At 70.7% G+C, this 14,879-nt stretch carries 11 protein-coding genes, 1 tRNA gene and 1 pseudogene; 10 read left to right on the top strand and 3 right to left on the bottom strand.

The window, feature by feature from the left end; translation table 11 throughout:
* Positions 1-3 precede the first annotated feature (3 nt).
* The gene (locus tag AHIS1636_RS00065) at positions 4-2,973 is read left to right on the top strand and encodes a helix-turn-helix transcriptional regulator (RefSeq protein WP_264793768.1); all 2,970 of its coding nucleotides are present in this window, start codon (positions 4-6) and stop codon (positions 2,971-2,973) included.
* A 769-nt stretch (positions 2,974-3,742) separates the two neighbouring features.
* Positions 3,743-6,640 carry an AAA family ATPase gene (locus AHIS1636_RS00060; RefSeq protein WP_264793767.1) on the top strand — a complete coding sequence of 966 codons (2,898 nt, stop codon included), beginning with the start codon at positions 3,743-3,745 and terminating at the stop codon, positions 6,638-6,640.
* Positions 6,641-6,767: 127 nt separating this feature from the next.
* On the opposite strand, the gene AHIS1636_RS00055 is transcribed toward AHIS1636_RS00060, so the two are convergent.
* Entirely contained in the window at positions 6,768-7,358 is a 591-nt protein-coding gene (locus AHIS1636_RS00055) for a Rho termination factor N-terminal domain-containing protein (RefSeq protein ID WP_264793766.1), read from the bottom strand.
* A gap of 127 nt (positions 7,359-7,485) precedes the next feature.
* Here AHIS1636_RS00055 and AHIS1636_RS00050 point away from each other — a divergent pair, with 127 nt between their 5' ends.
* The 3 genes from AHIS1636_RS00050 (at position 7,486) to AHIS1636_RS00040 (ending at position 8,930) form a co-directional block, all read left to right on the top strand.
* Positions 7,486-7,848 (top strand): YciI family protein, encoded by a 363-nt coding sequence (locus AHIS1636_RS00050; RefSeq protein WP_264793765.1) that lies wholly within the window; start codon positions 7,486-7,488, stop codon positions 7,846-7,848.
* Positions 7,849-7,909: 61 nt separating this feature from the next.
* Entirely contained in the window at positions 7,910-8,653 is a 744-nt protein-coding gene (locus tag AHIS1636_RS00045; protein WP_264793764.1) for an MBL fold metallo-hydrolase, read from the top strand.
* 79 nt (positions 8,654-8,732) lie between these two features.
* Positions 8,733-8,930 carry a YegP family protein gene (locus AHIS1636_RS00040; RefSeq protein ID WP_264793763.1) on the top strand — a complete coding sequence of 66 codons (198 nt, stop codon included), beginning with the start codon at positions 8,733-8,735 and terminating at the stop codon, positions 8,928-8,930.
* Between the two features lie 32 nt (positions 8,931-8,962).
* On the opposite strand, the gene AHIS1636_RS00035 is transcribed toward AHIS1636_RS00040, so the two are convergent.
* Positions 8,963-9,115, bottom strand: a complete 153-nt coding sequence (locus tag AHIS1636_RS00035; protein WP_264793762.1) for a hypothetical protein — start codon at positions 9,113-9,115, stop codon at positions 8,963-8,965.
* 55 nt (positions 9,116-9,170) lie between these two features.
* On the opposite strand from AHIS1636_RS00035, the gene AHIS1636_RS00030 reads away from it, so the two are divergent.
* From AHIS1636_RS00030 to AHIS1636_RS00015, 4 genes are all read left to right on the top strand, one after another.
* The gene (locus AHIS1636_RS00030; RefSeq protein ID WP_264793761.1) at positions 9,171-9,794 is read left to right on the top strand and encodes an SRPBCC domain-containing protein; all 624 of its coding nucleotides are present in this window, start codon (positions 9,171-9,173) and stop codon (positions 9,792-9,794) included.
* A 128-nt stretch (positions 9,795-9,922) separates the two neighbouring features.
* Positions 9,923-9,994 (top strand) — tRNA-Gln (locus tag AHIS1636_RS00025).
* 104 nt (positions 9,995-10,098) lie between these two features.
* Entirely contained in the window at positions 10,099-11,607 is a 1,509-nt protein-coding gene (glmU, locus tag AHIS1636_RS00020) for a bifunctional UDP-N-acetylglucosamine diphosphorylase/glucosamine-1-phosphate N-acetyltransferase GlmU (RefSeq protein WP_264793760.1), read from the top strand.
* The gene (locus AHIS1636_RS00015) at positions 11,604-12,584 is read left to right on the top strand and encodes a ribose-phosphate diphosphokinase (protein ID WP_262103571.1); all 981 of its coding nucleotides are present in this window, start codon (positions 11,604-11,606) and stop codon (positions 12,582-12,584) included. The genes glmU and AHIS1636_RS00015 overlap by 4 nt, the downstream gene beginning before the upstream one ends.
* Before the next feature lie 164 nt (positions 12,585-12,748).
* Here AHIS1636_RS00015 and AHIS1636_RS00010 read toward each other — a convergent pair whose 3' ends face one another.
* Positions 12,749-13,498, bottom strand: coding sequence for an SRPBCC family protein (locus AHIS1636_RS00010; RefSeq protein WP_264793759.1), 750 nt, complete (start codon positions 13,496-13,498; stop codon positions 12,749-12,751).
* A 359-nt stretch (positions 13,499-13,857) separates the two neighbouring features.
* On the opposite strand from AHIS1636_RS00010, the pseudogene AHIS1636_RS00005 reads away from it, so the two are divergent.
* A pseudogene (locus AHIS1636_RS00005) lies at positions 13,858-14,879 on the top strand (hypothetical protein); the annotation flags it as partial.

Here is a 14,879-nt window from a genome sequence, read left to right as displayed (position 1 = left end):
GCCATGGAGGGATTCGGGGGATTCTCTCTGGTCGGCCGGGACGCTGACGTCCGGGCCGTCGTCGACGCGGTGACCGGGGGCGGGGGCGCGCTGCTGGTGGCGGACCAGGGCCTGGGCAAGACCGCCGTGTCCAAGGCCGTGCTGGCCGAATTGGGCGACGGCGTCGTTCCGCTGTGGATCCACGCGAGCCCGACCCTGTCGCGGATACCGTTCGGGGCGCTGGCGCCGTACCTGGCCTCGCTGCCGGAAGACCAGACCAGCTCGGTGCTGGCCGCGATGCGTTCGGTGCTGGCGCACATCAACGCACTGGCGCCGGGGCAGAGACCGGTACTGCTGGTGATCGAGGACGCGCACGACCTGGACGAGTCCAGCGCCATGCTGGCCGCCCAACTGGTGGCATCCGGGGCGGTGAAGCTGCTGGCGATGAGCCGGACGGTTCCGGCGGTGCCGCCGGAACTGGAGTCGCTGGCCTCGGACGGCCTGATCGTTCGTCGGCCGCTCCAGCCGCTGGACTCGGGCGCGGCCCTCGACCTCTGCCGGCAGGCCTTGGGCGGGCAGATCCTGCCCTGCCTCAGCGAGTCGCTGGTTGCGGCCTCCGGCGGAAACCCGATGTTCATGCTAGCGCTGCTGGCCCAGGAACGCCGCGACGGAACGCTGGTCGAACGCAACGGTGTATGGCTGCTCACCGGTGAACCGCCGCGGCCGGACCGGCGGCTGACCGACCTGATCAAGGGGCACTTCAGCGGGTGCACGCCCCAGCAGCGGCAGGTGCTGGAGACGGTGGCGCTGGCCGATCCGATCCCGCTTCGGCTGCTGCTGGAATCGGCCGACGGCGGGCTGGTGGATGCGCTCGTGGAGTCGCGGCTGGTGACCGTCGGCGACGACGCGGAGCGGCTGGTCCGGGTGGCGCACCCGCTGTACGGGCAGGTGCTGCGGGCGATGGTGCCGGCCGCCCGGAGCCTGCGGCTGCGGCAGCAGCTGGCTCCACGCCTGTTTTCCGGCCCCCCTACGCTCCAGTCGCTGCTGCGGCAGGTCGACTGGTCGCTCGAGTGCGGCCTCCCGGTCCCGGCGAGCCGGCTGGTGGAGGCGGCGCGGCTGGCCAACGCTCTGTTCAACTCGCGCTTCGCCCTTCGCGCCGCCGGCGCCGTCCCGCCCGGGCGCTACCGGCCCGCGGCGCAGGTGGAAATGGCCTGGGCGCACTACCACGACGGCGAATTCGCCTTGGCGGAAGAACTGCTCGGCGGAGTGCTTCAGCATGCCCGGGACCTGGCGGCCGCGAAGTCGGCGGCCGTCCTCAGCGCGCAGCTGCTGCTCTTCCGGCGCGGAGGGGCCGCCGAGCTCGGGGCCCTCGCCGACGAGTGGTCCGCCACCCTGGACCGGCTGGAAGCCGAACACCCGCGCCTGGCCGGGACACCCGCCGTCGTACACTCCCGCACCGGCTGCCGGCTGCTGCGGATCCGCGGCAGGATCGACGACGGGCAGCTGGCCGGCGCCGAGACGGAGCTGCTGCAGGTGCTGGAGGGTGCGGATCCCGGCCCCGAAATCGAGCTCGTGGCGCGGACGCTGCTGGCGGAGGTCTACGGTGCCACCGGGCGGCTGCTTTCCGCGGCCGCCCTGACGCGGCGCGGGCTGGAGCTGCTGCACGCGAACGAGGGCACGCTGCTCGGGTACTACGAATTCGTGCTGGTCCCGCACGTGACCGCGCTGCTGCGGCTGGGGGAGTACGACGACGCCACCCGCGAACTGGAACGCTACGCCGGCACCGGGCTGCGCGGCCTCTTCTACTACAGCGGCACGGTCGCCTTGGCCTCTGCCGCGGTGGAAATAATGCAGTCCAGGACGGTGCCGGGGCTGGCACTGCTGGCCGCGGCGGTCGAGGGACTGCGCCAGCTCGATCTTGAGCACCTGCTGCCGCTGGCCCTCGCCGCCGGCGCCCACGCCGCCGCTGCCGCCGGCCGGAGCGAGCTGGCGGAGGGATACCTGGCGGGCTATGCGGAGGTCGCAGACGAGGCGCGGCAGCGCGTGCGCCTGATGGGCGACGGGCTTGCGGCGGCCGCCGGGTTCCGGCTGCGGAAAGAGCCCGCGGAGCTGGACCGGCTATTCGACCTCGTCGAAGACGCCAGGCGGCGCGGCTGCTTCAGCGAGGAACTGGACCTGCGGGTGCTGGCGCTGCGGCTGGGCAGCCTGCGCGGACTCGATCAGCTGGTCAAACTGGCCGAGTTCACCGAGGGAGCCGCCGCGGCACAGCTGACCGCGCTGGTTCGTGCCCTGCGCGATGAGGACATGCCCGCCCTGCTGCGGATGGTCGACGGCGCAGGATCCCGCCCGTTGCTCCGCGCGACGATGCTAAGCCTGCGCTCGCCGGTGCTGGCGGCCGAGGAAGCCCGCGGGACTCCGAGCCAGCGGGACTTCCTGGCCCAGGCCAGGCGGCAGCTGCAGAAGTCCCTGCCGGCGGAGCCTGACGCGGGCCCGGCCGGTGTTCATGGCGGCGGGCGCAAGGGCGGCGCGGCGAAAGCTGTCGGCGGCGCGGCGAAAGCTGGCGGCGGCGCGGCGAAGGCTGGCGGCGGCGCTGCTGCGGCAGCCGGCCCGGCGGGAAGCGGGGCGGCGGGAGCAACCGCCGCCGGGGCCGGTCGGTCCGGCCCCGGTCGCCGGCCGGCCGGTGGGGGGCGCACTGGCGTTGCCGGAGCCGGCGGCGCAGGGCATCCGGGGGCCGGTCGGAGGACTTCGGCTGCAGCCGGAGCCGCGGGAACCGCGGCCGCCGGGACCGCCGTCGACGTGCCGCAGACTCCGCCCGTGAAGCTGACCCGGCGGGAGCACGAAATCGGCACGCTGGTGCTGGAAGGAATGCAGAACGCCGACATCGCCGAGCGGCTGGGCCTGTCCGTGCGGACCGTGGAGGGCCACATCTACCGGATGTTCGCCAAGCTGCACATCGGCAGCCGGGACGAACTCGATGTGGCCCATTTGGGTTGAGGGGCCCGCCGGCCCGCGCAGCGGCCAGACCGCAGGTAACCGGTCGAGTACCGGGCCCGCGCCGGCATCCGGCTTTTTGCAAGAACCGCCGAGTACTGTCCTTCCATCGGTTCCAAGGACCGGTAGGTCATACGCAAGACGTGGTGTCCCGCCGGTCCTAGGCTCGAAACACAGAGCTTTAGCCAATGGGGTCGTACGATGCTGAGCAACCACTCGCACCCACAACAGCCACCATCCATGCCGCCCGGCCTGCCCCCGGTCCTCCTACCGGTGGGCGGGCGGGTTCAGGCCTCTCCCGAGAAACCGGCGCAGCGGCCCGGATCCTCACGCCTCCCGCGCGGGATCCGGTTCCTCGCCGCGATGGCCCCGTCCACCCCCGGAGCCCGGGACGGGGCCATCGGCCGGTTCCAGGAGGACCGGCTTTTCCACTCCGCGCGCCGGCTTGGGCGTGCGGTTAGCAGGATGTCGGGCCGGCCGCGGGAATGTGCCCCGCGGGCCGGCAGTACACGGAACACGCCGGGCGGACGGGAACGGCAAACCGCCGCCGCTGCGGCGTGTTCCGGCATCGCGGAGATCGCGGCACGGTGGCAGCCGTCCACCCGCACGGCGGGGCAGCTGCCGCGGAACTATCGGAAACAGCAGGCTGGACCACCGGTTTCTTCGGCCGGCTCGTCGGCCTGGATCCGGGGGAGGCAAACCGTCCGCCGCGTCTTCTTGACGACGACGGCGGGCGGCGAGCATCTTTGAAGGGGAACGTTGGGGAGTCATCATGGGGGAGCACATCCTGCGTGCTCGCGCGGTCCTGGAACTGGCCGCGAGCCTGCACAATGACGCCGTCCGGGGCGCGCTGATCGTCGGGGCACCCGGGGCGGGCAAGACAACCATGCTGCGGCACGTGGCCGGGCAGCTGGCCGGCGAGTTCCGGTTCATCCGCCTGACGTGCGCACCTGTGCCGGCGCTGGTGCCTGTGCCGGCAGGTCCGGCTGGTCTGGCCGGTCCGACAGGTCTGGCAAAGGATGCAGCTGGACCCGCGCCTGTCCCGCCGTCGTTCAATGCGCTGGCCCCGCTGCTCGGCGACCGGACGTCCGCGTACGCGATGCCCTCGCTGGCGGCGCTTCGGCAGATGATCGCCCGCCTGTCCGGGCTGCCGCAGGCGCCGGTGCTGGTGGTCGACGACGCGGCGGAGCTCGACCAGGGAAGCGCCGAGCTGCTGGCCAGGCTGGCCGGCAGCGGCGCGGTCCGGATCCTGCTGTCTGCCCGGCCGGGTGCCCAACTGCACTACGGGCTGGCGGAACTGGCCAACGAGGGGCTGCTCAGCCGCCACACGCTCGGTCCGCTCGACCAGCGGGAGGCGCTGGCGCTGTGCCGGCAGGTCCTGGGCGGACCGGTCCTGCCGGCCGTCGCGCTGCTGCTGTCCCGGTCCGCCGGCGGGTCGCCGCGGAACCTCGTGGCGCTGCTCGATGAAAGCCGGCGGCAGCACCGCGTGGTCGAGCGCGACGGCTGCTGGCTGCCGGCAGGAGTGCTGCCGGAGTCCGGCGCCGTGCTGCAGGACGTGCTGCGCCGTGAGCTGGAGCGGCTGACCGCTGCCCAGCGCCGCGCCGTCTACACCGTAGCGCTGGCCGGCCCGTTGCGGCTGCCGCTGCTGGCCAGGATTGCCGGGCCCCGGTTGTTCGAGACGCTGCAGGCCCAAGGCGTACTGGATTTCGAGCCGGCGGACGACGATGCACAGCTGGCACGGGGACCGGCGGTGCGGTTGGCGCCGGCATTCCCGGCACCGCCGCTGCGCCGGATCGTCCCCGCCGACCTGAGCCGGGAACTTTTCGAGCGGTACTGCGCCGCGGCCTCCGCTTCCCCGGACCTGGTTGCGCAGGGTGTCGGGCCGGCCCGTTGGGCCTTGGACCTTCACCTGACGCTGCCTGACCCTGTGCTGGTCGAGACGGCACGCCTGGCCAACCGGAGCCGCGACACCGCCCTGGCCTTGCGGAGCGCCGCGCTCGTGTCGGCACCGGAGCTGAGGCCGGCCGCCGAGGTCGAGATCGTCCGGCTCTACCTCCGCCAAGGCTACGCGGGCCGTGCAGCCTTGCGGCTGATGGACGTGCTGGCGCGGGCAACGGAGCCGGAGCTGCTCCGCCGGGCGGCGCTCCTGGGCCAGGAAGCCGTGGTGCGCAGCGGCGGGAGCACCGTCGATCTGGAGCGGCTGGACCATGCATGGACCCGCGCGGCGGCCCGCACGCCGGAGCTGCGCGGCGAGCGCCGCATCGGGCGGCTACTGCGCCACCATGCCATGCAGCTGGAGGGGCGCTACGCGGAAAGCCTCCCCGGGCTGCGGCAGCTGACTGCGGAAGCCAACGACGACGGCGATCCGGTGCTGGTCGCCCGCAGCCTGCTTGCCGAAGCCGAACTCGCCATCGGAGGCCACTCCGCCGCGGCCGAGCTGGCCGCGGAGACCCTCCGGCGGCTCCAGGCGCCGGCCGGGACGGAGGCGATCCTGCACAACTCGCTGGCGCTGCGGAACATCCGCTGCCTGGTGCGGGCCGGGCACCTGGCGGCCGCCGCCGCACAGCTGGACCTGTTCGAGCACCAGCGCCTGGAGGCGCTGGGGGTTTTCGGCGGCACGGTGGAATTCCTGCGCGCCTGGATTGCGTTCAGGCAGGGCCGGCTGCAGGAGGCACTCCCGATGCTGACCGCCGTCGTCCAGGCCTTTCGGCTGCAGGATCCCCACCAGCTGCTGCAGTATGCGTTGGGGCTGACCGCCGATGCGGCCGGGCAGCTGGACGAACCGGACATCCTGGCGGCCAGCTCAGAGGCGTTCCGCGATCTGCTCCTGCACGGCCGCCGGAACGTCCACGCGGCGATGCCGGTGACGGCGCGGGCCCGGATTATTGCCGCCGGTGCCGCGGCAGGTGTTCCTTCCGCCCTCGAAGCCGTGCCGGCCTCTCCACCTCCCGAGAGGGCCCGGGCCGATGCGGAGCACGCCTCCCGGCGGGAGCTGGCCGTGCTGGCCGCGGCACTGGCCGGGGCCGGACGCATTACCGAAGAGGCCGAGGTCCAGCTGCTGCGCCTGCGGCTGGGGGACGGGCACGCCCTGCCGCGGCTGCGCGATACCACCGCCGGCGGAGGAGGGATGGAGCAGGAACTCCTGCACGTCCTTGCAGAGGCCCTGCTGGCGGAGGACGGCGAGGCGCTGCTGGTGATGGCGCGGACGGCAGCGGACTCGGGCTACCTGCTGCTGGCGGCAGAGGCGGCACGGCACGCAGCCCGGCTGCTGGCCGGGCAGGGGATGGGCGGCCGCTACCGGGATGCGGTGCGGCTGCTGCAGAGACTCCGCCGGCAGCTGCCCGGAGTGGTTTCGTTGCTTCAGCTGGATGAGGTCCATGTTCCCGGCCGGCTCACCGTCCGGGAACGCTCCGTGGCCACGCTCGCGGCCTGCGGGTTCCGCTGCCCGGACATCGCCCAACAGCTCGGCAGCCCGGTGCGGACGGTGGAAGGCCACCTTTACCGCGTTTACGACAAGCTGCAGGTCAGAAGCCGGCGGGCGCTCGCCGCCGCGCTCAGCAGTCCGGCGCCGGCGCTCGCGGCTGCCGTTGGCCGGGCCGAGTCCGCCCTCGCAGGACCCGCACCGGCGCTGGCGGACGACCTCGTTCCGGACTGCGCCGGCAGGGGGTAGCCGCAGCGCGCAGTTCGTAAGATGGCAGGGCCGGCGGTGTACGAAGTCTCCTTTAGACCGGGACTTTTGCCCCAGCACCGCCGGTCCTGCCGCCCACGCATGAGCGCCGTTGGCCTGACCAACCGGCTTAGGCGTCTTCGCGCTCGGGATTCTCGAGCTGGAAGAAGTTGGACTCCGAGCCGTCGCTTCGCTGCTCCTGGTAGATGAAGTTCAGCCGGCGTTCGTCGAAGGTTGCGAACCACTCGTCCCAGCTGACATGCCGCAGGTCCTTATTGTCTCCGCCGAAGTCGAAGCGCAGCACGCCCAAATGGCCTTCGTGTTCCGTGCCTTCAACGGTGGCCGGCACCGCATCGCGCGCCTCCGCCCATTGTTTGATTACCTCGTGGTGCGTGGTGACAAGACTGCGCCCTTCGCGTTCCGGCTCGTCCTCCGGAGAGGTCACCTCCTGCGAGTACTTGAGCGAATCCGAGGTCCCGGGTCCCGTCCGCAGCTTGCCGCCGTCGGGGCCGGCGCCCGCGTCGTCCTCCCTCTGCCCCGAATCCCTGCCGGACCTCGCCTGGGCGACCGCGTCCACCAGTTCTTCCTTGCGCATGTCATGGACGCCGCTGATACCTGCCTTTTTTGCTTCCTCCCGCAGCTCATCTGCTTTCATCCCGCGCAGTTCGGACTCGCTTACATTCGGTGTGTTCGGAGTCTCGTTACCTGATGTATTTGCCATGACAACACCCCTTTCCATCTGCAACCGACCGTACTCCCGGGGCACAGTCCCAGCTAGGCCTATTGCGGCATTGGGATCTGGGCCAAGAGCTAAGGTGGCTCCAAGCAAGAGGGAGTACCTTGACCGCATGAAGCACTTTTTGCTCGCCATCCAGCAGCCCGACGGCGGTCCGCCTGCGCCCGAGGTGCTGGAGCCGATCATGCGGCATGTCGAGACGTTCAACGCCGAACTGAAGGCAGCGGACGCCTGGGTCTTCGCCGGGGGCCTGCAGCCGCCCGCTGCGGCGGCCGTCGCCCGCCTTCGGGAAGGCGAGGTCGTGATCGCCGAGGGGCCCTACGATCCAGGGCGCGAACACGTCGGCGGATTGACCATCCTGAAGGCGCGGGACTTCAAGGAAGCCCTCGGCTGGGCCCGCAAGCTTGCCCGGGCCACGACGCTGCCGGTGGAAGTCCGCGAATTCCAGGGCGAGATGCCCGATCACCTGCCCTAGAGGCCGACCTGCTGCCACGATGGGGAGGAGGCTGCATCACCCCGGGAGGCAGGAGAAGCACATGTTCCACCGCAGTGTCGCCGACGGAATCCATCTGATCGAGCATGCAGACGTCAATTGCTACATCGTGGAGGACGGAGGCCGCCTGCTGCTCGTCGACGCCGGCCTGCCCGCTATGTGGCGGATGACCGGACAGGCGATCCGCGATCTTGGGCGCTCGCCGCGGGACGTAGAAGCTCTCATCCTGACCCACGGGCACTTCGACCACGTCGGGTTCGCCGCCAGGTTGCAGCGTGAGCTCGGGATACCCATCTATGTGCATTCCGGCGACGCCTACATAGCCGCCCATCCTTACCGCTACAGGCACGAAAAGAGCCGGCTGCTGTATCCGGTGAGGTATCCGCGCTGTATTCCCATCCTGGCGCGCATGGCGGCCGGCGGGGCGCTGAACGTCAAGGGCGTCGGCAAGGTGCGCTCCCTGCAGGATGGGGCCGTCAGCGCCCTGCCCGGAAGGCCGCAGGTCATTTACACGCCGGGCCATACCGCGGGCCATTGCGCCCTGCATTTTCCGGATCGGGACGCTGTCCTGACCGGCGACGCCCTGGTGACCCTGGACCCTTACACCGGAACGAAGGGACCGCACATTGTCTCCGCGGCGGCGACGGCCGACACCCGCCGGGCGCTGGAATCCCTCCAGGCGCTGGCTGCGACCGGTGCCCGGGCTGCCTTGCCCGGCCATGGCGAACCATGGAGCGGAGGGGTGGCTGCCGCCGTGGAGCAGACCCGGCAGCGCGGCGCCAGCTAGGGCTTCCCCTGGCGGAGCTACCGGCTGGTAGTGCTAGGCTTCCCCTACTCACCGGCGAGTACGCGAAGAAAGGTCCGACATGGGCGCATTCGAGCTGTATCAGGACTCCGATGCAAAGTTCCGCTTCAGGATCCTCGACGACGACGGCCGCCTGGTCGCCGAGTCCGTTCCCCACGGGTCAAAATCGGACGCCGTCGATGCCATCAACACCACCCGCAATTGCGCCGCCAGTTCCCTGATCCAGGACCGCACGGCGGACGAGCAGGCAGCAGGGTGATCAAAGGCAGGCCGCTGGCGCCGCAGGTCCGGTCAGTCCCGATCCCGCCGAAGGAAATAGAGGATTCCGGCCACGATCAGCACGCCGGTGCCGAGATAGACCAGCAGCCGGACCGTCTGCACCGCGAGGCCCAGGACCAGCAGGACGATTGCGGCAATGGCCAGGAAGACGAGCAGCTGCTTCATGGTTTCAGTATGCCTTGCCGGCGTTGGCGTCAGTGCCGCATGTTTGGATGGAAGCATGGATATCACCAGCGAACTCAACGGCCTGCAGCGTTCCGTCCACCAGGTCCGGGCGGACGGCATCGAGGGGATCGGCCTGCTGCTGCGCCGTGAGTACCAGGCCGCCGCCGAGGACGTGTGGAAGGCCCTGACGGATCCCGCGATGCTGCGGCGCTGGTTCCTGCCGGTCTCCGGCGAGCTCGAGCCGGGCGGAACCTTTCAGCTGGAGGGGAACGCCGCCGGCAGCATCCTCAAGTGCGAGGCGCCGGCCCTGTTGCGGCTGACCTTCGGCAGCCCGACCAGCGTGGTGGAGATCAGGCTCGCCGAGCACGGGAGCCACACGGCCCTGGAATTCGAACACACCGTGGATCTGGAAACCGCCGGCAGCGGTGCCGGCGCGCTCTTCGTCGGTCCGGGCTGGGACCTGGCGCTCGTGGCCCTCGGCCTGTTCCTCGCCGGACGGTTCACGGGAGATCCCAGCGAGTGGGAGAACTCACGGGAGGTCCGGGAGGCCTCGCGGCAGTCGATCGATGCCTGGGCTGCTGCCGCCGAAGCCTCGGGCACCGCGACGGCCGAGGAGATCGAGCAGGGCGTCGCCGTTGCCACGGCGCAGTTCGCCGAGGACGCCGGCGCCGGAAACTGACCCGGATACGGCCGGCGCGGCTTGTGCGCCGCGCAGGTCGCAAGTCGCGTCGGGCTCGGCAAACGTGGCAAAATGATTTCTTGTGCCAAGCAGCACGGGGTGTTCCGCCCCTGCGCAGCGCGGCACGGTCCGCCCTGGTGTAATGGCAGCACCCCGGCCTTTGGAGCCGTGGAGTCTAGGTTCGAGTCCTAGGGGCGGAACGCGGACGGCCCGCCGCGGGCGGTGCCGCTTCCGGCAAGTAGCATGGCTTTTAGTCCCTGCTGAGCTTCAAGACGGATTCCCATCCGGGTAGGAGTGCCACTTAGTGAGCCCCACAGACAACAGTCCAGCCAACCCAGCGCCGGCGCAGAATCCGGCGGCGGTCATCGTTCTCGCCGCAGGCGCCGGCACCCGGATGAAGTCGCGAAAGCCGAAGATCCTCCATGAAATCGGCGGCATCTCCATGGTCGGCCACGCCCTCGCCGCGGCCCGCGGGCTGGCACCCCAGATGCTGGCCGCCGTCGTCCGCCACGAACGGGACCGCGTCGCCGAGCACATCCAGGACCTGGACGCGGACGCGCTGATCGTGGACCAGGACGAGGTTCCGGGCACGGGACGCGCCGTGGAGGTGGGCCTCGAGGCGCTGCCCGCGGAGCTGGACGGCACCGTCGTCGTTACCTACGGCGATGTGCCGCTGCTCACTACCGACCTGCTGCGCGAGCTCGTCGCCACCCATGACCGGGACGGCAACGCCGTGACCGTGCTGACCGCCGTGCTGGACGATGCCGCCGGCTACGGGCGGATCATCCGCAGCGCGGACGGCACCGTGCAGGGGATCGTCGAGCACAAGGACGCCACCGAGGAACAGCGCGCCATCCGCGAAATCAACTCGGGCATCTACGCCTTCGACGCGAAGATGCTGCGCGACGCGCTGAAGCAGATCACCACGGACAACGCGCAGGGGGAGAAGTACCTCACGGACGTGCTGGCCATCGCCAACGACGCCGGTGGCCGGGTGGCCGCGGTGGTCACCACGGACCGGTGGCAGGTCGAGGGCGCCAACGACCGCGTCCAGCTGGCCCAGCTCGGCGCGGAGCACAACCGCCGCGTGTGCGAGGCGGCAATGCGTGCCGGCGTGAGCATCGTGGATCCGGCCACCACCTGGATCGATTCCACCGTGACCTTCGGTACGGACGTGACGCTGCTGCCCGGCACCCAGCTGCACGGGGCGACGCACGTGGCGGCCAACGCCGTCGTTGGTCCGGACTGCACGCTGACCAACGTGGTCATCGACGAAGGCGCCACCGTCACCCGCACCCACGGCTCGGACAGCCGGATCGGCCCGAACGCCAAGGTCGGCCCGTTCACCTACCTGCGGCCGGGCACGCAGCTGGGGGAGAAGGGCAAGATCGGCGCCTTCTACGAGACCAAGAACGTGATCATCGGCAAGGGCTCCAAGCTCAGTCATCTCGGTTACGCCGGGGATGCCGAAATCGGGGAGAACTCGAACATCGGCTGCGGCAACATCACCGCGAACTACGACGGCGTGAACAAGCACCGCACGGTCATCGGCTCGGAGGTGCGCACCGGCTCCAACACCGTCTTCGTGGCGCCCGTGCAGATCGGCGACGGCGCTTACTCCGGTGCCGGCGCCGTGATCCGCAAGGACGTGCCGCCCGGCGCGCTGGCCCTGAACGTGGCCGCCCAGCGCAACCTCGAGGGCTGGGTCCAGCAGAACCGCGCCGGAACCGCCGCCGCGACGGCCGCCGAGGCAGCGCAGTCCGCCCAGCAGACTTCCCCCACCCCCACCCCATCAGAAAGTGATCATTCATGACCGGAATCAAGTCCCAAGGCGAAAAGAGGCTCGTCCTTGCCTCGGGCAGGGCCCACCCGGAGCTTGCCAGGGAGATCGCGAAGGAGCTGGAGATCGACCTGCTCCCCACCAGCGCCTACGACTTTGCCAACGGCGAGATCTACGTCCGCTTCGAAGAGAGCGTGCGCGGCACGGACGCCTTCGTGATCCAGGCGCACCCGGCCCCGATCAACGAATGGCTGATGGAACACCTGATCATGGTGGACACGCTCAAGCGCGCCTCAGCCAAGCGCATCACCGTGGTCGCTCCGTTCTACCCCTACGCCCGGCAGGACAAGAAGCACCGCGGCCGCGAGCCGATCTCCGCCCGCCTGGTGGCTGACCTCTACAAGACGGCCGGCGCCGACCGGCTGATCTCGGTGGACCTGCACACCGCGCAGATCCAGGGCTTCTTCGACGGCCCGGTTGACCACCTCATGGCCATCCCGCTGCTGGCCGACTACATGCGGACCCGCGTGGACCTGGACAACGTCACCGTCGTCTCCCCGGACACCGGCCGCGTCCGTGTCGCCGAGCAGTGGGCCGAGCGGCTCGGCGGCGCACCGCTGGCCTTCGTGCACAAGTCCCGCGACGTGAACGTGCCGAACCAGGCCGTGTCCAAGCAGGTCGTCGGCCAGATCGAGGGCCGCGAATGCGTGCTCATCGACGACATGATCGACACCGGCGGCACGATCTCCGGTGCCGTGCAGGTGCTGAAGAACGCCGGCGCCAAGGACGTCATCATCGCCTGCACGCACGCCGTGTTCTCCGACCCGGCCGCACGCCGCCTCGCCGAGTCGGGTGCGCGCGAGGTCGTCGTGACCGACACGCTGCCGATCCCGGCGGAGAAGCAGTTCCCGCAGCTGACCGTGCTGTCGATCGCCCCGCTGATTGCCCGCGCCATCCGCGAAGTGTTCGACGACGGGTCCGTCACCAGCCTGTTCGACGGCAAGGCCTGACGCCGGCCCTGGCCCCGACTGACGGACCACTCGGATTGACTGAGCCGCTGGTGCCCTTTCCCTTCCTGGAAAGGGTGCCAGCGGTTCAGTCATTGGCGGGTCGGGGCTTTGCCCCCGCGCCGTCGATGGGCCCAGCCGTCGAGCTGGAAGGGCGGCTTCCGCCGCTACGCGCTCAGCAGGGTCTCGAGTCGGCGGCTGCTCTCCGCCCGCTGCTTGAGCCCCAGCATCATGCGGCGCTCCATGACGAAGTGCAGCGGATCGCCGACCAGGTAGTCGATGAGGCCCAGTCCCAGCCGCGCCAGCGCAAACCGCCGCGGCACCAGCAGCTTGAGCCAGCCGGTGTCCCTGTCCCGGACCAGCAGGCGTGTCCGGCCGCCGCGCATCGGCTGCAGGATGAAGGCCCACGTTCCCACCACGAGCGCCCGGCCGGGCTCCAGGACGGTCACGTCGGCACCGACCGATAGCTTCCCGATGGAGCCGGTATTGATCCGGTCGCCCAGCCGCAGGTCCTGCAGTTCCGAGTGGATCCGCCGCGCCGAGTGCGTCTTTTCCGCGTAGTGCATCAGTCCGGGGAAGAGGAGCCGCTCGAGCCAGTCGTAGCTGTAGAACCCGGCCCGCCGGTCGCCGATCTGCACCAGCCACGGCCAGACGTCCTCCGGGTCGGCCTCGATGGTCACGGCCTTCGTATAGTGCTCCCGCACGTCCGCGGGAACGTCGTCGCCCGCCAGCCGCATCGTCCGCTCGGCGGCGGTGCTTCCCCAGTTGCGCATCCAGGGCCGGAGCACGGCGTCGTACCCCACGGCCGCAAGCAAGCCGTCGGCCAGCAGGGCAAGGTTCCGGTCCGACATGCCCCGCTGGTCCTTGCCGCTCGCCTGCATGGCCCCCAGTATTCCAATCACTGCACCGGGTGTCATGGGCCCTTTGCCCCGGCCGGCTGGCGAAAAACCTTGAAGAATCCTTGGGAAACCGGCCCCGCGGCCAACTAACTAATGGATTCACCTAGCCCCGCCGCAGGTGCGCCACTACGCTTTCGAATACCGCCCGATCCGCTCCGTCAGGACGGCCGGCGGTCGGTGGCTTCTGTGCGCACTGCAGTGCGGACGGAGGCGGCCGTTGGGGACGCAGCCTCTGGGGGAGGCTGCGTGGTGCGGCCGGCGGGGACGGCGGCCGCAGCGTGCTTCGGCGCGCTCATGTGTCAGGCGGACGGGGGAACGGGTCCGCGCATTCGCACCTGGGACGGCCCGCTGACGGGCCGGCGAGAGGGAACTTCGATATGGGTGATTCCATGCATTGGTACGGTCGGCCGGACGGGGACGGTGGAAGCCGGTCCGGCGGCAACACGGCGCGCAGGCGGCTGCGAGGGGCGCTGGGCGCTGCGGCGGTGTGCGCGTTGACCGTCGGCGGCGTCATGCCGGCAGCTCTAGCGGACGACGGCGGGGGCTCACCTCCCGCCGACAGCGCGGCGGAGCTGGTCAAAAAGGCGGCGGCCGCACCGGCCGGAGCCGCGGTCACCGAAGCCGCGGCAGCAGAGCCGGCAGAGCCGGCCGCGCCGACGGCTGCGAGCGAGCCCGCGGCGGAGGCCCCGGCGGCACAGGCGCCTGCGGAAGCGGCCGCCGTGGAGCCGGCTCCCGCTCCGGCGCCGGCCGACCCGGCTGCGGCCGAGGCGCCCGCTGCGGAAGCCGGCCCGGTTCCGGGGCCCGCCGCGGCCGCGCCCGAGGCGGCCCCCGTCGACGAAACCGCGGCAGGAACCGGCCCCGAGGGCGGGGACTTCGGGCAGCAAGCCGAGGGGGAGTCTGAGGCCGAAGGCGAGCAGGAAGCCGAGGACGAGGCCGAGCACGAGGAAGAATCCGAGGACGACGAGTCCGGCGGCCACGGCAAAGAGGCTTCCGTCCGCGTGGACAAGAAGTGGTACATCGACGGCGAGTACTACGCCGAGGGGGAGCAGCCCGACGGCTTCGACGCCGACCTGAAGCTCTCGCAGCCGAAGGACGAGGACCAGTTCAGCGACGCCGAGTGGGGCTACGACTACGCCGACTACCGGCGCGGCAAGGACGTGACGATCAAGGAGGAGACCGACCTCCCCGACAGCTGCTGGCTCGAGAGCAAAGAGGGCGTCGGAACCTTCGAGCTGGACCATGGCGCCAACGAGTTCGTCGTCGTTAATGAGGTCAGCTGCAAAACGACCCTGAAGCTCGTCAAGAAGATCGAGCCGTACGGCTACTCGGAAGAAGAGGGCTGGTTCTGGCTCACGGCCACCGCGGAGGGCGAGGACGCCGCCGTCGAAGGCCATAGCGG

Source organism: Arthrobacter mangrovi (assembly GCF_026011795.1).
In the GTDB taxonomy this organism is placed as follows: Bacteria; Actinomycetota; Actinomycetes; order Actinomycetales; family Micrococcaceae; genus Crystallibacter; species Crystallibacter mangrovi.
Note: the sequence above shows the minus strand (reverse complement) of the source record. Positions and strands in the feature narration are given on the sequence as shown.